Consider the following 21,837-nt stretch of genomic DNA (forward strand, 5'->3'; position numbering starts at 1 on the left):
ACCGCCCCAGTCAGGGAGCGCGGGCGGCCAGGCGTTGCTGGAGGAGGACCGCGATCACGATGATCAGGCCCTTCGCCACCGACTGGGCGGAGATGCTCAGGTTGTTCAGGGTGAAGACGTTGTTCAGGGTGGTGAAGATCAGTACGCCGAACACGGTGCCGACGATCGTGCCGCGGCCACCGGACAGCAGCGTGCCGCCGATCACCACCGCTGCGATCGCGTCGAGTTCGTAGAGCTGACCGTGGGTGGAGCTACCGGTCGTGGTCCGGGCCATCAGCATCACGGCGGCGATGCCACAGCACAGACCGGCCAGCACGTAGAGCGCGACCGTGTGCCGCTGGACCTTGATACCGGCAAGGCGGGCGGCCTCGGCGTTGCCACCGACCGCGAAGGTGCGGCGGCCGAAGGTGGTCCGGTTGAGCAGTACCCAGCCGGCCGCGGCGACGAGCAGGAACATCCAGACCAGCACCGGGATGCCGATCAGGTTGCCGCCGAAGAAGTCGACGAACGAGTTCACGCTGATGATCTGGGTCTTGCGGTCGGACAGGATCTCGGCCAGTCCGCGGGCTCCGGCGAGCATCGCCAGGGTCGCTATGAACGGTACTATCTTGCCGTAGGCAACCAGTACCCCGTTGACCAGGCCACACGCCGCGCCGACCAGCAGGGCGGTGCTGACCATGAAGATCCAGCCGTAGTCGGCGGCCATCTGCTGGGTCGCCAGCGTGGTCGCCCAGACACTCGCCAGCGCCACCATCGCGCCGACCGACAAGTCGATGCCGCCGCCGGTGATCACGAACGTCATCCCGATGCTGACCACACCGATCACGGCGGCCAGCCGCAGGATCGTGAGTACGTTGGCGGTACTCGCGAACCGGTCCCCCGCGGTCGCGACGCCGACGATGCAGAGCAGCACCAGCGCGATCACCAGCCCGATGTTGCGGCCGGCCCCGCTCTTCAGCAGATTGCCGACGACGGTGCCGGCCGCCGCATTTCCGCCGCGGCCGCTCCGTACTGCCGTCGGGTCGACCTCGACCATCGCCTGGCCCTGGACCGGCTCGTCCTGTTTGGTTGCCTCCGGTCGTGCGACTTCCTCACTCATCACACGGCACTTCCTTCCATCACCAGATCGAGAACCTGGTGTTCGTCGATGTCCTGCGCGGGGCCCGTGTGCACGGCCCGCCCCTCCCGCATCACGATCACCCGGTCGGCCAGACCGAGCACTTCCTCGACCTCGCTGGAGACCAGCACGATCGCGACCCCGTTGGCGGCCAGCTTGCGGACCAGCGCGTAGATCTCGGACCGCGCTCCCACGTCCACACCCCGGGTCGGCTCGTCCAGCAGCAGTACCCGGCAGTCCCTCATCAACCAGCGGGCCAGGACGACCTTCTGCTGGTTGCCGCCCGACAGGTTGCGGACGGGAATGTCCACTGCTGCCGGCCGGACGTCCAGCGCCTTGGTCAGCTCCTCGGCCGCCTGCCTTTCGGCGTGACCGCTGAGGAATCCGGCGCTGGCGAAGCGCCCCAGGCTCGACACGGTGATGTTCTTGTAGACGGCTTCGTCGAGCAGCAGCGCCTGACTCTTGCGCTCCTCCGGGGCCAGCCCGACGCCCGCCTTGACGGCCTGCTGCACCTGACCCGGCCGCAGCACTTTGCCGTCCACCCGGACGACACCGGTCGCCGCCTTGCGCGCGCCGTACACGGTCTCCAGTACTTCGGAACGCCCCGACCCGACGAGTCCCGCGAGACCGAGGATCTCGCCGGCCCGGACCTCGAAGTGGATGTCGGCGAACTCTCTCGGCCTCGACAGGTTCTCGACCTGGAGCACGACCGGCGCGGTGTGCTCGACCTCATTGCGGGGCGGGAAGACGTACTCGATCGAACGGCCGGTCATCAGCCGGATCAGCTCGGCGGTCGGGGTCTCCCGGGCGTCGAGGCCGGTCGCGACGGTGGCGCCGTCCTTGAGCACGGTGACCCGGTCGCCGATCTCGCGGATCTCCTCGAGCCGGTGCGAGATGTAGACGATCGCGACGCCCTGCGCGGTGAGGTCGCGGATCACCCGGAAGAGGTTGTCGACCTCCTCGGAGTCGAGCACCGCGGACGGCTCGTCCATCACGATCAGCCGGGCTTGCCGGGAGAGCGCTCTGGCCATGCTGACCACCTGCTGGCCGGCCGCGGACAGCAAGCCGACGGTCCGGCCCGGCGGGATCTCGCCGTGGCCGAGGCCTTTGAGGAGCTCGCGTGCCTTGGTGTTCGCCTCGTGCCGGCGGGTCAGGCCGAAGCGAGCGGGCTCGTGGCCGAGGAACACGTTCTCGGCAACTGTCAGGTCGGGGACGAGGTCGAGCTCTTGGTAGATGGCCGCGATGCCGAGGGCCATCGAGTCGGCCGGGGTGCTCAGCGAAACCAGGCTGCCGTTGACGTGGATCGTGCCGGCGTCCGGCTTGTGGGCGCCGGTCAGGACGCGGATCAGGGTCGACTTGCCGGCACCGTTCTGGCCGAGCAGGCAGTGCACCTCGCCGCGGCGGATGTCGAGGTCGACACCGTCGAGCGCGCGGACTCCGGGGAACTCCTTGACGATGCCCGTCATCCGGAGCAGATCTTCGCCGGCTGCGGCGGGTACTTCGTACTCGGTCATTGGGCTACTCCTGCGGTGTCGCGTCCGACGAGGGTCGGATCGAGGAAGACCTGGTCGAGTGAGATCTGCGCGCCGCCGCGGACGGCGGCGGTGAAGCCGAGCTGGGACTGGACGACGCGGCAGCCGCCACCTTCCGGCGCGATCACGCGATCCCGGATCGCGCTCTCCAGCGGCTCTTTCAGCCACGGCCCGAGGACGGCGAAGTAGCCGCCGAGCACGAGCACGTCCGGGTTGAGGATGTTCACCAGGATCGCGCCGCCAACACCCAGCCAGGTGCCGACATCGGCCAGTGCCTTCAGCGTGCGGCGGCTTCCGTCCTCGGCCCGCCGGGTGATCTCGGCCAGCCGTTGCTCGACGTCCAGCGACGGGTCGCGGACCGGGTCGTCCGAATCGGTTGCCTTGTTCAACAAAGCTGTCAGGCCGACGACGGTCTCCCAGCAGCCGGTCCGGCCACAGCCGCAGGTCCCGCCGGCCGGCGCGACGGGCATGTGCCCGACCTCGCCGCTGAACCCGTGCCCGCCACGCAGCAGATGCCCGCCGGTGACCATGCCGCCACCGACACCGACGGCACCGGTCAGCAACACGATGTCCTGAACCTGGTCGGCATCCGGCTCGGTAGCCGCCTTGATCTCCGAGTACGCCGCGAGCGCCGCGAGGTTCGCCTCGTTGTCCACCCGCACCGGGTACGCCGGACTGCCGAGGCGCTCGCGCATCTCGTCGACGACGGGGACCTCTGCCCAGCCGAGGTTCGGGGCGAGCTTGAGCAGACCCGTCGCACTCTGGACGAGGCCGGGCACTGCCAGGGTGACGCCGGCGATCTGCCCGCCACGGCTCACGACGGCCGTCACGGATTCGCGGATCAGCTCGGCCAGCTGGTCGAGCGTCGCGGCAGGATCGAGGTGGGCGACGTCGAGCGGGACGCGTCGTTCGGTGACGGTCTCGCCGCTCAGGTCGAGGGCGGTGACGGCGAGGTAGTCGACGTTGATCTCGGCGCCGACGCCACAGACGCCGCTGCCGTCGAGTTCGACGAGCTGACCCGGGCGGCCGAGCGCGCCGGCCTCGGCCTGGCCTTCGCGGAGCAGGCCGCGGTCGACCAGTTCGGCGACCAGGCTGCTGACGGTGGCCTTGTTGAGACCGGTGTCGGCGGCGATCCGGGCGCGAGACCGGGAACCCGCCGCACGGACGTGCCGGAGTACGACCGACAGGTTGTTCCGCCGGAGCGAGACGTGATCGGCGGCGACCACACCGCTGCCAGGCCGGCTGCTTTCGGACAGCGTCATGAGGTCCCACCCCTTCTCCCCCGACAGGAGAATTTCGCGGCTGTTGTGACGCCGCTCACAGACTTTGTCTGTTGAGCCAACAAACTAAGTACAGGCGAGGTGGGCGTCAAGATGTTGCGGCGAAGTTTTGTCAATGTTCGGAGTCGCCTGCACGGTTGTCCGAACTCGTCTGCACACTTCGCCTGCGAGCAGCTTCGCTATTCGGCTGGTGGTGCGGATCCCCTGTTCGGGGGCCGGTCCGCGGTGCATAGCCGCCGCGGTCTCGGTGGCGGCTGAGTGGAGCGGTGGCGAATTGCAGGTTGCTGCAACTTGTTGGCCATCTCGGTCTCTTGCCGGTGACTGGTTGACCACGTAGCGTCGCGCCTGTTCTTCCCTGGCTTGGGGGCCATGAGGGGAAGCCAACTCGCCACTGGGGGTCTGTCTTGTCCGCCCGAAGTTTGTCTTCGTCGTTCGATCAGCGCGGCCGCGGCCGCGCTGTTGCTGTTTTCCGGGGGTGCGATCGCAGTGCTGCCGGCCCAGGCCGGCACCACTGCGGTGCTCACCGCGCAACTGACCGGGCCTCGCCCGTCGGCAACGCGGATCCCGTTCTCGATCTCTGACAAGGTGTCGGCGTCGGTCGATGTCGGCACCGGCAACCTGCTCGTCACCACCTCCGATCTAGCGTTGCCGGGGATCCAGGGTGATCTCCAGCTCGGCCTGGACTACAACAGCCTCCGCCTGGCCGCCGGCGCTGCACTGCCGTCAGGTGCCGCGGGCGCCGGCTGGGCGATGCGCCTTGGTCAAGACACCAAGCTCATCTTGAACACCGACAACTCGGTCCTGTTTTGGCGCCGGAGGGCCGCGAGGGTCTGTTCCAGCCGCTGACCTCGACGACCTACACGCCGCCGGCGGGGTTCAAGGTCGCGATGGTGAAGACCGCGTCGGGCTGGACGATCAGCGACCACTCCAGCAACACTGTCTCCACGTTCAACACGTCGGGAACCCTGTTGTCGATCAAGGACCGCAACGGCCAGACCTCGACGTTCACCTACACCTCGAACAAGCTGTCCCAGGTCGTGTCCACGCGTGGTGGCGCGGGCGCGAAGACGGCGAACTTCACTTGGTCGGGCAGCCTGGTCACGATCGCCCAGGCCGGTGATGACGGGACCCCGCGCAGCGTCGGCTACACCTACACCAGCGGCAAGCTGACCAAGGTCACCGATGCGACGTCGAAGGACACCCCTTTCGGCTATGACGCCACGACCGGTGATCTGACCACGATCACGAATGGTGCCGGCAAGCAGACCGCGATCCAGTACGACGCATCGCACCGGGTCAAGAAGGTCACCCAGGAAAACCCGGCCGGCGGAGCCGCCACCAGGTTCACGTACTACTCGGCCGGGGAGACGCTCGTCGCGGACCCGAACAACACCCAGGCGATCCCCTCCAACGGCCCGCAGACCGACTACTTCCTGAATGCCCAAGAGCTCGTGACGTCGGCAGTTGATCCGCTGGGACGGGGCCGATCCAAGACCTACACGCCGTTCAGCGACACTGCGACCTCGACCAACGGCGCCGGCGGTGTGACGACCTTTGGGCACGACCCGGCCACCAACGGCGGCGAATCGCTGACCAGCGTCGCCTCACCCACCGGGGCGACATCGACCGCGGCCTACGCGAACTCCGGCGCGAGCAAGTACCTGCCGTCCGGCGGTAAAGACACCCAGGGCAACAACCGCCTGTTCACCTACGACGGCGCCGGCAACCAGCTCACCTCCGCGAACAGTTCCGCCACCGCGACCTCGACGGTCGCCTACAACACCGACGGAACCCTGGACACGTCGACCGACCCGCGCAACAACGTCACCGACTTCGGCGAGAACACCGACCACCAGACCACCGGGATCACCCCGCCGGCCGGGTCGAGCCTGGCCGCGATACTGATCGACTACGACGGCTTCGGACGGCTGCACAGCGTCCGCGACGGGCGCGGGCTGCGCACCATCTACGCCTATGACCGCGCCGACCGGATCAAGACCATCCAGTACTCCGACACCACCCCTGATGTCGCGTTCACCTACGACGGTGCCGGCAACATCTTGACCCGCACCGACGCCTCCGGCACCACCACCTTCACCTACGACGCCCAGAACCGGATCCTCACCAGGACCGCCACGTCCGGCGGCGGAACCTTGTCGTACGGCTACGACAAGGCAGGGAACCTGACCAGCCTGACCGATGGCCGCGGCACCGTCAGCTACGCCTACGACACCGCGAACCAGGTCACCGAGATGACCGCCGCGAACGGGCAGAAGACCGGCTTCGCCTACGACGACAACGGCAAACGCACCGACACCTGGTTCAACACCAACGCGGCCCACACGACCTTCGCCGCGCACACCAAGACCGCGTTCGACAAGTCCGGGCGGGTCTCGCGGACCTGGACGTCGCGCGCGTCGAACGACGCGACCAAGACCTTCGACACCGGGTTCTGCTACTCGCCCTACGTCTCCGGCCAGTCCTGCCCGTCCGCATCGGCCACCACCGACACCGGCCACATCCGCTGGTCGACCAACAACCTCAACGCGGCCCTGTCGACCTACACCTACGACACCTCGAACCGGCTCACCGCCGTCTCGAACTATGGCGGCCACGACTACGCCTACACCTACGACAAAACCGGTAACCGGCTCACCGCGAAGGTCGACGGCACCACGGTCCAGACGCTGACCTACAACTCCGGCAACCAGATCTCCAACACCGGCTACACCCACGACGCCGCCGGCAACCGCACCGCCGACCCGGCACAAGGGACCTTCGCCTACAACGCCGCCGGACAGACCAGCACCCGCACCAACGGCTCCAGCACGAGCACCTACACCTGGGGTGGCAGCGACCAGAACGAGCTCGTTTCTAAAACCACCGCGGGCGCGACGACCAGCTACGTGTACGGCCGTAGCGACCGCAACGGTGTGCCGATGGTGCAGTCGTTCACCAAGAATGGTCAGACCAGTTACATCGACTACGACCCCAGCGGATCACCCATCGCACTCCAGGGCCCGGGCGGGACGACCGACTACTACGCCCTGGACAACCAAGGCACCCCGGTCAACCTCGTCAGCAATGCCGGCGCCGCGACGGCGACCTACACCTACGATCCGGCCGGCAAGCAGACATCTGCCACTGGCACATCTGCCGCAGCCAACCCGTTGCGCTACACCCAGGGCCTGCTCGACGAAGACACCGGCTGGCTCAAACACGGCGTACGCTTCCACGACACCACCACCGCCAACTGGACAGCACAAGACCCACTCAGCCAACTGATGTCCCCCGATGCGGCAAGCCGCTACGCTTATGCGTCGGGCAATCCCCGCAACTTCATCGATCCGACCGGGCGCGATAGTGAAGACGATGATGACATCGGCGACTACCTCGATGACATCGGCAGAGTCGGCGCGGGCATTAGTGTCACTATCGAGGGACTTGGTTGTATTGCTGGCGCGGTCTCAGGTAGCTTTGGAGGGCCTGTTACCGGTGCTGCGGGCTGCGTTGCAGGTGCTGCTGTGACGCTCCCATATGCTATTGGGGGCGGATTTATTGGCGGTCTGGGTTATGCGATTGGATCAAGATTATAAATATTTCGAAAAGAGCGAGAATTGCGGCAACGGTCTGCATTCTTCTTGGATTTGGTGTCTTTGGGCTTCTTCTGGGAAAGTTTGATGTTCCCAGGGCGCAAGCAGTCTGGTTGTCAGTGGCGGCAGCCATTACAGCGGCTCCGGGCGTCATTTTCCTGGCTGGCTCTAAATCTTTGAATTGACAAGCTGCTTCATTTCGACCGGCTAAAGCCAGTCGACCAAGGAAAGTAGCGCACTGGCCGGCCACGAGTTCAGCTCGTGGCCGGCCGACGGCGATTTCGGCCAACTGTCCGCGGGGTCGATGACATCGGCTTGGCTGACGGCAGCCAGACTCACCTGGCACCGACAGCGATGGCCCGACGGCTGTCATCTTCGGCGCGACGCGCGAGGATCGCGCGGCGCTTGTCATCGGCCTCGGGGAACAACGGAACAGCCGTTAGGCGAGTTAGGCGTGGTCTACGGAGGCCTTAGTGGCGCCGTTTACGGTTCCTTCACAGGGATGAGGTGCATGTTGACAAACGGATCTGCGCGATTATCCAAAGAGGAAAGAAGATACCGGTATTTTATCGGCGTCATCGTTGTGCCTCTCGTTCTGATCTCATTATCGCAAGCCGATCAAGACCCCCTCTTCAGCTGGACCACTCTGATCTTGATCGTTGTCGGCGTACCGGCAGGAGCATTGATGGCTTGGGTGGGGATCAACATTGTGGACGCGCGCCGACGCGCGATGTAAGCAGTCCGTGAGATCGCGATTCGTTTAAGGATTTGTTGCCTTGAGGTCCGGGAGCAGGGTCGACAGTCTCTTTACTTAAACTCACCTGCTCGATCTGGTGATAATGCCAGGTGAGCTTGTGTGTCAGATGTGTGACCGACCAGCCGAAGGCCGACCGAGGAAAGTGGTGCATTGGGTCGGCGACGAGCTCAACTCGTGGCCAACCCAATCCTCCCGCCCTTACGACTCCAGCGCTACACCTTGCCGTTTGCCGCTGGTGACACATTCCTTACCGACACCCCCGGAGTTCTTAGATCACCGCGATGCCTCAATTCGGATCGGGTTCGGCTGCTGTGCGGCCGCGTCCCGGCGGCAGATCCACCCGGTCCCGGAAGACGTCGTTGCCCACTGCCACTCATCGGCAATGAGCTGCTCGGTGACGACCGCCGGCAGTTGTTGCGGGTCGGCGTCGCGGGCGAGCTCAGCGAGCTCACCGGCCAGAAGCGGTCCGTCGCCGCAGGCCAGGCACGCCATCGCGTAGACCGTGTGCGGCTGGCACCGGCCGCAGTGCTGCGTCACTACGATCCGGGCCGGGTCCTGGTCTGATGCCGACCACCACTCAGTCTGGAGTTCTTCGCGCAACCGCGCCGCCTCGGAGTTGTTGCCAGGAGTATCGCCACAGCTAGGGCAGGCAAGGCGACGAGGGTCCACTTGGCTTTGTGTAGCAGCGGAAACGACTGGCTCCAGACCGAGAGTGCGATGCACTGTCGCCCGGCTGGACCCGATAGCTTCAGCGATCGCCCGGATCGACATACCGTCGGCCTTCAGCTGCCGGGCAGTGCCGACCTGGCCGGGCGTCAACGACTTACCCCGGCCGGCCGGGACGAACGCTCGACGAGAGCTGCTCTTGACCTGGTGCTCCCGGGCGATCCGGTACACCGTCGCCCGGGAGACGCCGTACTTCGCGGCGAGCTCGGCGACGGGTGTCTCAGCAGAACTCGCCCGCCAGGTCTTCCTCGAGCTGAGGTGTGAGCTTGCGGGGCCGGTGCGCGGTCTTGCCCGACTCTCGGGCCGACGCGACCCGCTCCTGTTTGTAGATCAGCTCGACCTGGCCGAGGAACAGCAGCAGCGCCTTGGCCATCTCGGTCACGGGACCGGGTTGGCGAGTGTCGAAGGGGATAGGCCCGCCGATGACGTTGACGTCCACGCCCATCGTGGTGAGCTCGTTGAACAGGTGCAGCATCTCGGTCTGCGTCCGGCCCAGCCGATCTAGCTCAGGCAGGGTGAGGACGTCGCCGGCGCGGAGCCGGGGCCGCAGCTCCAGCCAGCCCTGCCGGTTGAAGTGCTTGCCGGTGAGCTTGTCGACGTACAGCCGCTGGTCGTCGCCGGTCGGGCCGTCGGAGATGCCGTAGGTGGTGAGGGCGTGGATCTGGCGGTGCAGGTCCTGCTTCTTGGTCGAGACGCGGGCGTAGCCCCACTCGATCCCGGTGACGACCGTCGCTGTCATGTCCCAACAGTATCGATACTGACATTGCTGCACCGGTGAGACAGGAACGGCGTTTCGCGAGTTTGTTTCGTCTGGATCGGCTGTCTCACGAGCCATTCTCGAAACCTTACTTCCAAGACACCACTGAGACGGCCCAGCGATCATCAGACCAGATCGTCTCGGCCGAGCCCAGCGGGTCCGGGCAGGAACGCTGCCGGGATGCCGGCGCCGAACAGGTAGGCGCGTTGCTGCTCGAATTGGGCAAGGCTGGGACAGCTGGCAGTGAGCCAAACCAGGAGCTGGCGGGCGACACGGTGGTCGGTGCGGGCCTGGACCATCAGCACTTCGGCGTCTGCGACTGCTTCCTGCCGGGCGGTAGGCGCGGCCGGGCGGTCGCCGTCGTAAACGTACTGGCGGCGATGCGGCTGGATCGCGGACCCGAGCCGGCCGCACGCGGTGATCTCGCCCTTGGCGGCGAGGTCAAGGGCCGCGGCTGCGGCGCGCAGCATCCAGTGCTGCAGCTCCGGCTCCAGGCGTTCGTAGACCTGCCACACGTTCAGCCCACCTCGTTCGGGCAGCCCGGTGGCGGCCCACACTTTCTGGAGCGTGGTGCGGGCCTCGGTACGGCGGGTGCTCAGCGCGAGACTGACCTCGTCCAGCAGGGACCGCAGCAGCCGCAGCCAGACCGCCGCATGGACCTGTCGGCCCGGCAGATCGACGCACCCCGTCGTCAGCGCGGTATGGGTGTAGCGCTCCAGCGTGGCCAGCGGCTCGGGCACCGATCGGGGTGGCATCGGTTGCTGGTGGGTCAGCATGTGCAACGTGACCTGCCGGCGATCTTCCAGGTAACAGCCATGCTCGCCACAGCTCACCATCGCCGAGAGCTGCCACATCAGGGAGCTGCCACGCCCGGGGTCGGCAGCGCACACCGGGCATTGTCGGGTCAGCCTGTGGGTGGGGCGCCACGGTCCGTTCCAGCGTCGCGGGTCGCCGACCTGGTTGTGGCCGGCCTCACCGAGTGCCAGCAACACCGTGTTGGACCGGACGTAGTTGACGAACACATGCTGCTGTTGGCCTGGCCGGGGAAGGCCGGGGGTGTCGAACAGATACAGCGCCCACCCGGACAGCGTCATGGCCTGCAGCTGGCCCAGTGCGATCCCGGTTCGCTGTGCCAGGGCGAGCAGCATTGTCCACGGCGGATCGAAGTCGAGATCGTGCGGCACGGTCACGCCACCGAGCTCAAGGTTGCGCTCCCCGACCAGATCGCTCGCGGTCATGCCGTACAGCACGGCCAGCCGGTCCAGCCACGACGACAACGACTCCAGCTGGCCCGGCGGCGGGTGCAGCGGCCACCTGGCCGGTGGTGCTGTCACGTGAGCTCGCGCTCGAACAGCCGCCGGCGTTCGGTCGGTCCGGCGTACGAGGCGAGCTGCAGCGTGCGCTGGTTGATTGACTCCTCTCCGGACTCGATCGCAGCGCTCGCTGCATCGGTGAGCAGGCCGGCCAGCTCGCCGATGGTTCCTTCGCTCCGGGTCAGCAGGTAGGACGTCATCTCCGGCGTGGCGATCAGCGACGGCCGCCGCAGCGGGAACGCCGCGGCGAAGCTGGCCAGCAGAGAGCACGCGTCAGCTGTGCCACCGAAGACGTTGTGCAGCTCGTCGATGATCAGCATCCGCACCCCGGCGCTGCGGAGCAGCTGCAGCACGACCTGCTCCAGGTGGGCGATCTGGTAGGTCTTGCGCAGCGGTGCGCCCATCGCGGTCAGGATCGCGGTGTAGAACCGGGTCACCGAAGGATTCGACGGCATCTGCAACGCCAGGACCGGGATCTCCTCGTGGTCGGCATGCGAGACCACCGGGTGATCGCGGCGGAACTTCTCGATGATCATCGACTTGCCGTTGTTCGTCGGCCCAACCAGGAGCAGGTTCGGCATCCGCTGCTTGGCCGGCCACGCCAACAACGTCTCCAGCCGCTGCAGCGCCTCGTTGGCAGCCGGGTAGCCGATCCACCGGTCGGCACGGACGTACCCTAATCGCTCCGCCGCCGGCAGGGCGGCGATCGGCCGCACCGACTCGTGCAGGTGACTCAGATCCAGGTCGGTGCCCTCGACAACGACCTCCGGGATCACCACTGCTCGATCACCTCGAACGGCCGGACCGCGCCCACCTCGACACCCAACGGCGCAGGCGGGATAGGCAGGACGTTCGGATCGGCTGCGGGCGTCGAGGTACGGCGTTCCCTGTCCCGGCGGGCCTTCCGGGTCGTGGCCGCGGCGGTGTCGGTGATCTCGCGCATCTGCGCGACCGTGGCGAATAGCGCCTGCTCGTTGACGTCGGCGCGGCCCTGCTGCCGCAACCGGGTGATCGCGGCCTGCTGCTCCCAGATACTGATTGGTGGCCGCGACAGCACCCGGTAGGGCACGGCCAGGTACGTCGTACCGTCCGGATCCAGTGCCCAGATCCGGCTGATGTCGCGCGGATCCCGCCGCAGCACGAACTTGCCGAGCTGCTCGCGCTGAGCGATCCACGGCTTGAGCGCGTCGCAGTAGTACTGCACGTGGTCGACAACGAACCCGCTGCGCGTGATGGTGCGCCGGATGACCGGCAGGAAGTCGATCAGGAACGCTGTCTCGTTCGAGACCGTGCCCGGCATACCGTCCCGATCCGCGAGCTCGGCCCAGACCGCGGCCGGCGTCCGGCCCAGCCCGTCGTGCACCTGGCCGTGGTAGCAGGCGATCGCCAGCACCAGCCAAGCGTTCAGCTCCGCCATCGTCAGCACCGCGCGACCATCGGAATCGTAGCCGCCGCGCTCCGCGACGTTCGAAAACGTCGTACCGGGCAGCTCATCGTGGACCAGGCTCATCATCGTGCCGATCACCCGCTCCACGATCCCGCCGAAGTGCGGCAAGCCCGGCGGCCGGTACGACAACGCGATGCCATGCTGCTCACAACCGCGACGCAACGCCTCGCTCTTGAACTCGCTCGCGTTGTCCACGTACAACTCGTACGGCTTCCCGCTCATCGGCCACGCCGCCTCCACACCCAACTGCTCCAGCCAGGCCCGCTTTCCCGTTGCCATCCGCGCCAGGCACAGCCCGACCGACGTCGCCGAGGGCGCCTCGAGCGTCACCACCAGGCCCACGATGCAGCGGCTCGCGGCGTCGATCGCGACCGTCACGTACGGGCGGCCGATCGGCAGTCGCTGACGCTCGTCGACCACGATCACATCAACCGGCGTGTGATCCATCTGCACCTGCTGCAACAGCTGTGTGAGCTCCGGCCCGACACCGCCGGCCGACTGCTTCGGCCGGGCAGCGTCCCGCCCTTCCCGTGCCTTCGTGGCTTTCAGCGGATCCAGCTGCGCCACCCGCCGCAGCACCGTGCCGCGCGACGGGACCTGCAGGCCGCGAACCCGGCACAGCCTGGTGATCTCACGGCAGACCGCCGCGACCGATCGCCGCTGCCGGGTCAGGTAGCGAGCATGCAGTACCTGCCTCACGATCGCCTCAACATCGTCGGGCAACCGGCTTCCGCCGCGACCGCCACTGGACCGGCCGGGCAATAGGTCCGACACCACACCGCCGCCGGTACGCCACCGGCCCAGCAGCACGTATACCTGGCGTCGCGACAACCCGAGCTCGTCAGCCGCAGCGTCCACAGCGGTCACGCCGGCCGTGTCGAGCGCGGCCAGGCGGCTGATCACCGCGGCCTGCCGTACAGCGGTCTCCCACAGCCCGTCCGGCGCCGTCAGTACGCCGCGTTCAGATACCTCGTCCTCGCCCAACGCACCGTCTCCATGCCCGAAGCAACTACCGAGCTGGTGACGCTAGTGCAGACGACTCCGGTACACCATGAAGACTCGCACTCGCCCGCAAACCGGCCACTTCGGAGCGGTGAATCTGTGCAGACGACTTCGGACATCGACAAGTTTCTGCCGGACGACAGTTCTGTGTCAGTCCAAAATTTGCAGACTCTTCTTCAAATTTTGCACCCGGCCTTGCGCTCTGAAGCGCCCGTTTGTACGCTCGCGGCACTCTCCGCAGTCCTGTCCGCCCCCTTTCAGGAGCCTGCAATGCCTTTGACACGCCGTTCTTTCCTGGCTGCCTCAGCAGCCACCGCCGCAGCCGCCGGAACCACCATCGGCACCGCTCTGCCCTCGTCCGCGACCACCGCGACCCCGGTCGCCAGTGGGCCTGGTGACGTGGTCGGCAAGATCACCGTCGGCTACCAGGGCTGGTTCGCCTGCATCGGCGACGGTGCCCCGATCAACAGCTGGTGGCACTACAGCCGCAACGCCGGTCAGCCGCCGTCGCCGACCAACACCACGATCGTCAGCTGGCCGGACGTCCGCGAGTACACGGCGACCTACCAGACGGCGTACGCGAATCTCGGCAACGGCCAGCCGGCCAAGCTGTTCTCGTCGTACGACCAGCAGACCGTCAACACGCACTTCCAGTGGATGCAGCAGAACGGCTGCGACACGGCCGCCCTGCAACGGTTCAACCCCACTGGCGGTGAGGGCCCGACCCGGGACGCGATGGCGGCCAAGGTCCGGCAGGCCGCCGAGCAGTACGGGCGCAAGTTCTACATCATGTACGACGCGACCGACTGGACGAACATGCAGTCGGAGATGAAGACCGACTGGACCAACAAGATGAAGGCGTACACGTCGTCACCGGCGTACGCCAAGCAGAACGGCAAGCCGGTCGTCTGCATCTGGGGCTTCGGCTTCAACGAGGCCAACAAGGCCTTCCCTGCTTCGGCTTGTCTCGATGTCATCAACTGGTTCAAGGGCCAGGGCTGCTACGTGATCGGCGGGGTGCCGACGCACTGGCTGCCGGGCAACGAGGACTCGCGGCCCGGATATCTCGAGGTGTACCACGCCTTCAACATGATCTCGCCGTGGATGGTCGGCCGGATCAGCGACGTCGCCGGCGCGGATCACTACTACAACAACGTGAATCAGCAGGACCAGGCCGACTGCAACGCGCACGGGATCGACTACCAGCCCTGCGTGATCCCGGGTGATCTGCAGTCCGGGCACCGGCATCACGGCGACCTGATGTGGCGGCAGTTCTACAACCTCACCCGGGTCGGCGTGCAGGGCATGTACATCTCGATGTTCGACGAGTACAACGAGGGCAACCAGATCGCCAAGACGGCCGAGACGCAGGCCTGGATCCCCAACGGGTCAGGGATTCGCGCCCTCGACGAGGACGGGACGGCGTGTTCGTCGGACTACTACCTGCGGCTCACCAATGACGGTGGCCGGATGTTCAAGGGGCAGATCCCGGTGACCGCGACGCGGCCGACCCAGCCGATGCCGAACCAGGGCAGCGGCGGCGTGATCTTCTACCAGCACATCGACTACGGCGGCACCGCCGGCCAGGCGCTTGCCAAGGGCAACTACACCCGCGCGCAGCTGGCGGCGGCCGGCGTCCAGGACAACTGGGCGTCGTCGGTCAAGGTGCCGGCCGGCTGGACGGTGACGATCTACGCCGAGGACAACTTCACCGGACAGACCTGGACGCGGACGGCGGACACGGCGAACTTCGTTGCCCTGTCCCCCAACGCGAACGACCAGTTGACGTCCTGCCGGATCTCCTAGTTTTAAAGGAGTTCCAGGCTGTCGGTGGCGAGGGTGATGACCGCACCATCGAGGTGCAGGCGGCAAGCGATGGCGTGGCCGGCGCAGGTGAGAAGGGCGGGGCCGGCCACGTCGACCACCCGGTACGCGACCGGCTGGGTGCAGGGCTCGACGACTGCCTGCTGCTCGCGGTAGCAGCCGAGCACGTGACAGGTCACCACTTCACCGACGGCCATCAGAGTCAGGCCATGGTCCTCGCACATGCCCCAGGTGACCCCGCAGGTCTGGCCCTCGGTCGCGGCCAGCCGGATCAGGTTGCCTGCGGTCGTTTCGAGTTCGCTGGCGACCGTACGGAAGGTGTCGGCCGCCTGGTCGAGATCGCGGCGGAGCTGGCGTGACGCAACCGATTCCGGCAGGCCGCGCGTCGCCGCGATCAGGCCCTCGGACAGCGCGATGGCGGCCAGGGCGATCTCGTCGACCTTGACCGGTGTGCCGAAGCCGGACGGACGGGCCGGCTCGGGACTGGCGGGCTGCCCAGGCACCGGGTCCGGTGGGACCAGCCGGCCGGGAGGCGTCACGTTCGGCGGCAAGCCGTTGGCCCCGCCGTTCGCTCCGCCATTGCTGGCAGGACCGTTGGTCGCGCTGCCGTTGGAACCGGTGCCGTTGGGCCCGTGGCCGTTCTGGACGCGTAGTGGGCCACGGCCGTTCTGGCCCGTGCGTCCTGCTCCTTCGACCACCATGTCGTTCGCGCTCCGGTCACTGGCCCGCTTGGCCTTCGCCATTCGTTCGCCCCCTGATGTGTGCTTCCCCCGGTGGCCGATGGTGCCATGCCGGAAGGGGGTGCGGCCAGAGCAAATCGAGGAGCATCACGCAGGGCTGAACACGCCTTGCACACAGCAACGATTCGGCCCTTCCGGGTACCGGAAACCCACCCCCTACTTCAACTTCTGTTGCACTCTCCCCGGTGTGCCCGGGGGCTAATCACAGCGGGCGAATTCCATACGCTCCCTTAACACTTCCGGCACTACGGGCGACCGTTCGAGTCGATCTGGTTGTGGAGGAACTGGACAGTTCGGGTGCGAGCGGCGAGGGCCAGGTGACCGGGGGTCTCGCGGACCTCGGCAGTGAGGACGGCGTGGGCGCTCTTCGCGAAGCCGCCGGGGTTGCCCGGGCTGGAGTCGAGCTCGATCACCTCGAAGGCGTCGCCGAGGTGCTCGCGGAGAGTGGCGAAGCGCTCCGGTGGTACGGCGCGGTCGCGGGTGAAGCGGAGGCCGAGTGCGCACAGTCCGTCGGTGCGGGTCCGCTCGACCACCTGCGCCAGTTCTTCCTGCGACATGCTGGGGTCGCGCCGACGGCTCGCGGAGACCGGGAACGGCGCGGCCGGCTGGCTCAGTACCGACGCCAGCACGCTCGACTCGACCGCCGTGGCGAGCGCGAATCCGCCCGTGAAGCACATCCCGATGACGCCGACGCCACGTCCCGGCGTACGGGCTGCGAGGTCGGCGGCGACTGCTCGGAGGTACGCCGTGATCGGCCGCTTGGCGTCGACCGCGAAGGCCCGGAACTCCGCCGACACACACAGCCTGGCGACCGTCCCCAGCACGTATCCGACCGACTCCGGCTTGCCCGGCGTACCGAACGGCGACGGGATCACCACGGTGAAGCCTTCGTCGACCAGATGGTCCGCAAGCCCAAGCACCTGCGGCGTGATCCCAGGAATCTCCGGGATCAGCACGACGCCCGGCCCTTCACCCTTCTCGTAGCAGTCGTGGGTGAGCCCGGCGCCGGTGAAAGGCGCCTTCACCCAGCCGGTCAGCGTCGAGGTCGGGGCGGCGTCAGTCATCCGTCGAGTCTCCTCATGGTGGTCGGGCTCTCAGCCTAGAACGCCGGAGAGCGCTCCCCCGCTAACGCGCTGTGTTTCCAGCCTTTCGAGCCGCCGGAGTCAGTCGAAGTCGTCGGTCAGGGCGCGGATCTCGACCATGCCGGCTGCGGCGATCGGGTGGCTGGAGGCGATCTCGATCGCTTCGTCGAGGTCGCGGCAGTCGATCAGGTCGTAGCCGCCCATCTGCTCCTTCGACTCGGCGAACGGGCCGTCCGTGGTGATCACCTTGCCCGCCTTCCTGCGCACGCCGGTCGACTCCGCGGGTGGACGGAGGGCCGCGCCTTCCCGGCGTACGCCGCGCTCGGTCATCTCCCGCACCCACGCCTCGGTGGCCGCGATCATCTCCGCGGGCACACCACCGGAGTAGTCGTCGTCCGGCCGGATCAGCAGCATGTACTTCATCACTCTCCTCGTTCGTCTCGCCGCGCTCCGCTGTCGGGCGCTACACCAGCTACGTCGGAATCCGATCGCCGCGCTCGACACCTGCCACCGGCCAGCGCCGTCACTGCCGTCAAGCGCCGTCACTGCCATCAAGCGCCATCGCCGCCCTGGACCGCCATCGCCGCCCTCGACCGCCGTCGCCGCGCTGGAGCGCCGTCGCTGCCGGGAGCGCTCTCCGGCGCTACGGCGCGTAGTGCTGGACGGCGCCGCCGCGGGAGAGGTCGACCAGGGTGTGCGCGAGTTCGCGGGCGTCGGCGAGGATCTCGCCGAGGTTTGCGGTGGTCAGCTCGCGGTCCTTGACAACTATGTTGCCGTCGACAACTACCGTGACGACGTCGGAGGCGCGGACCGAATAGACCAGCGCGGCTCTTGGGTCGTGTAGTGGTTGGCAGTGTGGCCCGGACAGCTCGACGAGTGCGATGTCGGCGCGTCGGCCGGGCTCGATCGCACCGATCTCGTTGGCCAGGCCGGCTGCTGCGGCGCCTCCTCTCGTGGCGAGGCGGAGGGTGTCCGAGATGGTCATCCACTCGGCGTCCTGTTCGCGTTGTTTCTGCGTCAACGCCAGCAACCGCAGGGATTCCCAGACGTCGAGGGTGTTGTGCACGGCTGCTCCGTCGGTACCGATGCCGACGGTGATGCCTGCCGACCAGAGTTGCCTGACCGGAGTGGTCGGGCCCATGGCGAGTTTCAGGTAGACCTTGGGGCAGGCGGCGACCGTCGTACGGGCCGCATGCTTCGCCAGGATGGGGAGGTCGGCGTCGGTGATGCCGCAGCCGTGGGCGATCAGGGCGCCCGCTTGGAGAACGTTGGTGCGATCGAGTACTTCGATGGGGGTCGCGCCGAGGCGATCTATCGAGGATTGGGTCTGGTCGGCTGTCTCGGCGGCGTGGAGGTGGATGCGGAATCCTTCGGCTTGCGCGACTTCCGCAGTACGGGTCAGGTCTTCTTCGGAGACGGTGTAGGTGGCGTGCGGTCCGAGACTCGCGGTGATCCGGGGCAGTCCGTTTCTTGCGGCGTTCTTGCCGAGCGCGCGGAGCTGCCGAGCCGCCTCGTACGCCGCCTCGCGACCGTCCGTGCCGGTGGAAGAGAAGAAGGTCGGCGCGAGATCAGCGCGGATCCCGGTCTCGAGCGCAGCGGCCGCGATCTGATCGGCGTGAAAGTAGTGATCCACAAAGGTGGTGACCCCAGCCAGCAACATCTCCGCACAAGCGAGCCGGGCCCCGACCTTCACCCGCTCGGCCGTCAGGTTCAGCTCCATCGGCCAGATCTTCCGATTGAACCAGTCGTCGATCGAGACGTCCTCGGCCGCGCCCCGCATCATCACCATCGGGCTGTGGGTATGCGAGTTCACCAACCCCGGTACGGCGATCAGCCCGGTCGCGTCGAGCTCCTCGATGTCGGCCGCGGCAGCGAGCGCGCCGGTCGGCATCACCTCGTCGATCGCCCCGTCCTCGATCACGATGTCCTGATACTCGTCGACCCGGCACTCCCCCTCCGCCGGCACCACCAGGACAGAACAGTTCCGGATCACCAACCGCGCCATGTCTCCTCCACAACCCCGACTGACCGTCGCCTAGCAGTCTGATCCATCCAGCGGCGCATCGCCTGGACCCCGGCGGCCCCGACGCGGTCATCGACACCCTCGTCCACCTGGTCACCACCGACGCCCCCGCGCCGAGCTAACTTCTGTTGATGGTCTTCTGGCAATTGACGATCGACGCGAACGACCCTGAACGACTCGCCCTCTTCTGGCAGGAAGCCCTCGGCTGGGTGCGGACGCCGCCGTCTCCGCCGGCTTCTGATGCCGAGGATGAGCCGACTTGGTGGGCGCACTACCGGGGGCGGCTCGACGGGCAGGCCGCGTTCACCGACCGACTGTTCGATCCCGCCGGTGCCGGACCGCCGCTGTGGTTCCAGAAGGTGCCCGAGGCGAAGGCCGGCAAGAACCGCCTGCACCTCGACCTGTACCCCACAGGCCGCGACAACTCCCTCACCCAGGAGCGCCGGATCGAACTGGTCGACAGCAAAGCCGCCGAGCTGGTAGCCATCGGCGCCACCATCGAGCACCGAATCCGCGACGACAACCCTGCCGACCCGGAGTACTACCTGATCCTCCAAGACCCCGAAGGCAACGAGTTCTGCATCGGCTAGGGCCTGATGGCCTCCGCGGCGCAGTCGGGCCCGTAGCTGTGGGCGGACTAGTAGTTGGTGGTGCCGTCGATCAGTTCGCGGAGGGCGTCGAGGTGGCCGAGGTGGCGTGCGGTCTCCTCGAGTAGGTGACCGACGATCCAGCGCAGCGAGACCAACTCCAGCCCCTCGGGCGCCCACGCCTCCAACTCGTCGAGCTGATGCCCAGCCACGATCTCGCGGGAACGAGCACACTGCGCGTCGTACTCATCGAGCAGGACCGCTAGCGGCGTACCGGGTGGATCCGCAAGCTCCAAAGGATCCTGCGCCGTCAACTCCCTCGCCCCCACGAAGCTGACCTCGAACCACGAAAGCTCCACCCACCGCAGATGCGCCACCAACGCAGCAACGCACATCCGCGGCGACCCCGGCAACGGCGTCAACCGCGCCTGCCCATCCGACAACCCCTCACACTTCAACCGCACAGTAGCCCGCTGCCAATCCAGCCAGCCGCCCACCATCTCCCGCTCCCCCGCATTCCCCAGCGGCCGTCGACGCATCATGCCCCCGACCCTAGACACCCCAGCGACCGCTTTTCGTCCATCGCGACGGGCGCCAGCTGGCCCACCCTGCCGGTGTTGCCTCAGGCAAGCGCTTCGCGCCACCGGAAGGAATCGCTGACACCGGCCTCGTGCTCATCTCGGCGAGACGGCCGGGGGGCGGTTCCAGCGCTGGTGTCTCAACGCCGGAACCTAGACCTCCCCGGCTGCTCGAGCAACCAGGTCGTCCTAGCGGGTCGGTGCCCCTCGCGGGCTCGCCGCTAACGCCGACGGCGACTCTCACTTTTCCTGTCGATCAGGCAGCCCGATCGGTACGCCGTGTCCGGCGTCAGGAGGGGAGCTTTCGGGTGTCGATGAGGTGCTGGGCGACGTCGCGCAGTTTCGTGTTGGTGTCTTGGGAGTAGCGCCGCAGGACGGCGAACGCCTGGTCGCCGGTGAGGTCGAAGCGTTCCATCAGAATGCCCATCGCCTGCCCGACAAGTTTGCGGGCGTCGACGGCCCGGGCCATCGTTTCCTCGTGCCGTGCGGTCGCGACCGCGACCGCGGCATGCTGCGCCAGGAGGTGCGCGATCGCCTCGTCGTCGGCATTGAAGGCGTCCGGGTGGTGGGTGTAGAGCGACAACACCCCGATGATCTTGTGACCGGCTCTCATCGGGACGTGCAGCGCGCTGCGGATCTTCGCCGCCGCGACCGCACTCAGCCAGTGCGGCCAGCGGGATTCCTTGTCGACGTCGGCGATGTAGACGGTTGTCCCGGAGGCCAGTGCTGTGAGCATCGGCCCGTCGGCGGCGTTGATCTGGGCGGTATAGATCGCTTCGACGAGCGGATCGGTGACTGCGCCGATCTCGACCCCGCCGCCAGTCGTTGCGAGCGCGACCCCGGCGTAGGCGCAATTCTCGGCCTGGAGCGCGAACTGCACCACCGCCTCGACGGTCTCATCGAAGCCGTCAGCATCATGCAACTCAAGAGCCAACCGGGCGAATGCGTCAGCATCCAGCGGCGCAGCAGAATCAGAAGACGTCACCAAAGCTCCCGGGCAGGATCGAGGAACCCCCGCCGTACGAGAGCTTCACTACCCACATCATGCCCCGAATCGACGAGAACGCGGCACTCGTCGCTAGGCCTGTTCGCGTCGCTGTTCGTTGATCCGCAGGGCTTCGGCGAGCTGGTCTTCTAAGATGATGATCCGGCAAGCCGCCTCAAGCGCGGTGCCCTGGTCGACGAGCTCGCGAGCGCGGGCTGCCAGGCGTAGCTGGTAGCGGGAGTAGCGACGGTGACCGCCCTCGGAGCGTTGCGGGGTGATCAGCTTCGCCTCGTCCAGGCTGCGCAGGAACCCCGGCGTGGTGCCGAGCATCTCCGCGGCCCGGCCCACCGTGAAGGCGGGGTAGTCGTCATCGTCGAAATTGGCCGTCCCGGCCGGGGTTGAGCTCATCGGGGTCTCCGTGTACAGGTCTGGGGTCATCGAACCTCCATGCCGAAGGGCCCCGGTGCCGAAGCACCGGGGCCCAAGGGGTTGTT

The 21,837-nt window shown here is 67.1% G+C and carries 19 protein-coding genes; 4 read left to right on the plus strand and 15 right to left on the minus strand.

All coding sequences use genetic code 11. The features are described from left to right. Positions 1–10: 10 nt before the first annotated feature. From AB0M15_RS27765 to AB0M15_RS27775, 3 genes are read right to left on the minus strand one after another with little or no spacing between them, the layout of a single operon-like run. On the minus strand, positions 11–1,099 hold the full coding sequence (locus AB0M15_RS27765; RefSeq protein ID WP_363824384.1) for an ABC transporter permease: 1,089 nt from the start codon (positions 1,097–1,099) through the stop codon (positions 11–13). Next, positions 1,099–2,631: a sugar ABC transporter ATP-binding protein gene (locus AB0M15_RS27770; protein WP_363824385.1), complete on the minus strand. Its 1,533-nt coding sequence runs from the start codon at positions 2,629–2,631 to the stop codon at positions 1,099–1,101. The genes AB0M15_RS27765 and AB0M15_RS27770 overlap by 1 nt, the downstream gene beginning before the upstream one ends. Then, positions 2,628–3,911: an ROK family transcriptional regulator gene (locus tag AB0M15_RS27775; RefSeq protein WP_363824386.1), complete on the minus strand. Its 1,284-nt coding sequence runs from the start codon at positions 3,909–3,911 to the stop codon at positions 2,628–2,630. The genes AB0M15_RS27770 and AB0M15_RS27775 overlap by 4 nt, the downstream gene beginning before the upstream one ends. A gap of 504 nt (positions 3,912–4,415) precedes the next feature. Here AB0M15_RS27775 and AB0M15_RS27780 point away from each other — a divergent pair. Both AB0M15_RS27780 and AB0M15_RS27785 read left to right on the plus strand, forming a co-directional pair. Further along, a complete protein-coding gene (locus AB0M15_RS27780) occupies positions 4,416–4,775 on the plus strand; it encodes a DUF6531 domain-containing protein (protein ID WP_363824387.1) in 360 nt (119 codons plus the stop codon). Continuing rightward, positions 4,736–7,525 carry an RHS repeat-associated core domain-containing protein gene (locus tag AB0M15_RS27785; RefSeq protein WP_363824388.1) on the plus strand — a complete coding sequence of 930 codons (2,790 nt, stop codon included), beginning with the start codon at positions 4,736–4,738 and terminating at the stop codon, positions 7,523–7,525. The genes AB0M15_RS27780 and AB0M15_RS27785 overlap by 40 nt, the downstream gene beginning before the upstream one ends. Positions 7,526–8,552: 1,027 nt before the next feature. On the opposite strand, the gene AB0M15_RS27790 is transcribed toward AB0M15_RS27785, so the two are convergent. The 5 genes from AB0M15_RS27790 to AB0M15_RS27810 form a co-directional block, all read right to left on the minus strand. Continuing rightward, positions 8,553–8,948, minus strand: a complete 396-nt coding sequence (locus AB0M15_RS27790) for a hypothetical protein (protein ID WP_363824389.1) — start codon at positions 8,946–8,948, stop codon at positions 8,553–8,555. Between the two features lie 277 nt (positions 8,949–9,225). Next, a complete protein-coding gene (locus tag AB0M15_RS27795) occupies positions 9,226–9,744 on the minus strand; it encodes a recombinase family protein (protein ID WP_363824390.1) in 519 nt (172 codons plus the stop codon). Positions 9,745–9,887: 143 nt separating this feature from the next. Beyond that, a complete protein-coding gene (locus AB0M15_RS27800; RefSeq protein WP_363824391.1) occupies positions 9,888–11,096 on the minus strand; it encodes a TniQ family protein in 1,209 nt (402 codons plus the stop codon). Next, the gene (locus tag AB0M15_RS27805; protein WP_363824408.1) at positions 11,093–11,848 is read right to left on the minus strand and encodes a TniB family NTP-binding protein; all 756 of its coding nucleotides are present in this window, start codon (positions 11,846–11,848) and stop codon (positions 11,093–11,095) included. The genes AB0M15_RS27800 and AB0M15_RS27805 overlap by 4 nt, the downstream gene beginning before the upstream one ends. After that, the gene (locus AB0M15_RS27810; RefSeq protein WP_363824392.1) at positions 11,848–13,506 is read right to left on the minus strand and encodes a Mu transposase C-terminal domain-containing protein; all 1,659 of its coding nucleotides are present in this window, start codon (positions 13,504–13,506) and stop codon (positions 11,848–11,850) included. The genes AB0M15_RS27805 and AB0M15_RS27810 overlap by 1 nt, the downstream gene beginning before the upstream one ends. 288 nt (positions 13,507–13,794) lie before the next feature. Here AB0M15_RS27810 and AB0M15_RS27815 point away from each other — a divergent pair, with 288 nt between their 5' ends. Beyond that, positions 13,795–15,330 carry a glycoside hydrolase family 71/99-like protein gene (locus AB0M15_RS27815; protein ID WP_363824393.1) on the plus strand — a complete coding sequence of 512 codons (1,536 nt, stop codon included), beginning with the start codon at positions 13,795–13,797 and terminating at the stop codon, positions 15,328–15,330. A 2-nt stretch (positions 15,331–15,332) separates the two neighbouring features. Here the strand turns inward: AB0M15_RS27815 and AB0M15_RS27820 are convergent, their stop codons facing one another. The 4 genes from AB0M15_RS27820 to AB0M15_RS27835 all read right to left on the minus strand — a co-directional run bounded on the left by AB0M15_RS27820 (position 15,333) and on the right by AB0M15_RS27835 (position 19,175). Further along, positions 15,333–16,091, minus strand: a complete 759-nt coding sequence (locus tag AB0M15_RS27820; RefSeq protein WP_363824394.1) for a hypothetical protein — start codon at positions 16,089–16,091, stop codon at positions 15,333–15,335. Between the two features lie 242 nt (positions 16,092–16,333). Further along, positions 16,334–17,152, minus strand: coding sequence for a dienelactone hydrolase family protein (locus AB0M15_RS27825; RefSeq protein ID WP_363824395.1), 819 nt, complete (start codon positions 17,150–17,152; stop codon positions 16,334–16,336). A gap of 99 nt (positions 17,153–17,251) precedes the next feature. Then, positions 17,252–17,593: a YciI family protein gene (locus AB0M15_RS27830; protein WP_363824396.1), complete on the minus strand. Its 342-nt coding sequence runs from the start codon at positions 17,591–17,593 to the stop codon at positions 17,252–17,254. Between the two features lie 220 nt (positions 17,594–17,813). Beyond that, positions 17,814–19,175: an amidohydrolase gene (locus AB0M15_RS27835; RefSeq protein ID WP_363824397.1), complete on the minus strand. Its 1,362-nt coding sequence runs from the start codon at positions 19,173–19,175 to the stop codon at positions 17,814–17,816. Between the two features lie 149 nt (positions 19,176–19,324). On the opposite strand from AB0M15_RS27835, the gene AB0M15_RS27840 reads away from it, so the two are divergent. Beyond that, on the plus strand, positions 19,325–19,783 hold the full coding sequence (locus tag AB0M15_RS27840) for a VOC family protein (protein WP_363824398.1): 459 nt from the start codon (positions 19,325–19,327) through the stop codon (positions 19,781–19,783). Between the two features lie 47 nt (positions 19,784–19,830). On the opposite strand, the gene AB0M15_RS27845 is transcribed toward AB0M15_RS27840, so the two are convergent. From AB0M15_RS27845 to AB0M15_RS27855, 3 genes are all read right to left on the minus strand, one after another. Further along, complete coding sequence (locus tag AB0M15_RS27845) at positions 19,831–20,322, minus strand: DinB family protein (RefSeq protein ID WP_363824399.1); 492 nt, start codon at positions 20,320–20,322, stop codon at positions 19,831–19,833. A gap of 325 nt (positions 20,323–20,647) precedes the next feature. Further along, positions 20,648–21,343 (minus strand): GAF and ANTAR domain-containing protein, encoded by a 696-nt coding sequence (locus AB0M15_RS27850; RefSeq protein ID WP_363824400.1) that lies wholly within the window; start codon positions 21,341–21,343, stop codon positions 20,648–20,650. Positions 21,344–21,436: 93 nt separating this feature from the next. Then, the gene (locus tag AB0M15_RS27855) at positions 21,437–21,781 is read right to left on the minus strand and encodes a MerR family transcriptional regulator (protein WP_363824401.1); all 345 of its coding nucleotides are present in this window, start codon (positions 21,779–21,781) and stop codon (positions 21,437–21,439) included. Positions 21,782–21,837: the final 56 nt, after the last annotated feature.

The sequence above is a fragment of the Kribbella sp. NPDC051718 genome, assembly GCF_040681515.1.
In the GTDB taxonomy this organism is placed as follows: Bacteria; Actinomycetota; Actinomycetes; order Propionibacteriales; family Kribbellaceae; genus Kribbella.

What these genes read in the sequence shown, in the direction of transcription:
- AB0M15_RS27765 (WP_363824384.1), bottom strand. Translation starts at nt 1,099, where the DNA reads ATGAGTGAGGAAGTCGCACGACCGGAGGCAACCAAACAGGACGAGCCG.
- AB0M15_RS27770 (WP_363824385.1), bottom strand. Translation starts at nt 2,631, where the DNA reads ATGACCGAGTACGAAGTACCCGCCGCAGCCGGCGAAGATCTGCTCCGG.
- AB0M15_RS27775 (WP_363824386.1), bottom strand. Translation starts at nt 3,911, where the DNA reads ATGACGCTGTCCGAAAGCAGCCGGCCTGGCAGCGGTGTGGTCGCCGCC.
- AB0M15_RS27795 (WP_363824390.1), bottom strand. Translation starts at nt 9,744, where the DNA reads ATGACAGCGACGGTCGTCACCGGGATCGAGTGGGGCTACGCCCGCGTC.
- AB0M15_RS27815 (WP_363824393.1), top strand. Translation starts at nt 13,795, where the DNA reads ATGCCTTTGACACGCCGTTCTTTCCTGGCTGCCTCAGCAGCCACCGCC.
- AB0M15_RS27820 (WP_363824394.1), bottom strand. Translation starts at nt 16,091, where the DNA reads ATGGCGAAGGCCAAGCGGGCCAGTGACCGGAGCGCGAACGACATGGTG.
- AB0M15_RS27825 (WP_363824395.1), bottom strand. Translation starts at nt 17,152, where the DNA reads ATGACTGACGCCGCCCCGACCTCGACGCTGACCGGCTGGGTGAAGGCG.
- AB0M15_RS27830 (WP_363824396.1), bottom strand. Translation starts at nt 17,593, where the DNA reads ATGAAGTACATGCTGCTGATCCGGCCGGACGACGACTACTCCGGTGGT.
- AB0M15_RS27835 (WP_363824397.1), bottom strand. Translation starts at nt 19,175, where the DNA reads ATGGCGCGGTTGGTGATCCGGAACTGTTCTGTCCTGGTGGTGCCGGCG.
- AB0M15_RS27840 (WP_363824398.1), top strand. Translation starts at nt 19,325, where the DNA reads ATGGTCTTCTGGCAATTGACGATCGACGCGAACGACCCTGAACGACTC.
- AB0M15_RS27845 (WP_363824399.1), bottom strand. Translation starts at nt 20,322, where the DNA reads ATGATGCGTCGACGGCCGCTGGGGAATGCGGGGGAGCGGGAGATGGTG.
- AB0M15_RS27855 (WP_363824401.1), bottom strand. Translation starts at nt 21,781, where the DNA reads ATGACCCCAGACCTGTACACGGAGACCCCGATGAGCTCAACCCCGGCC.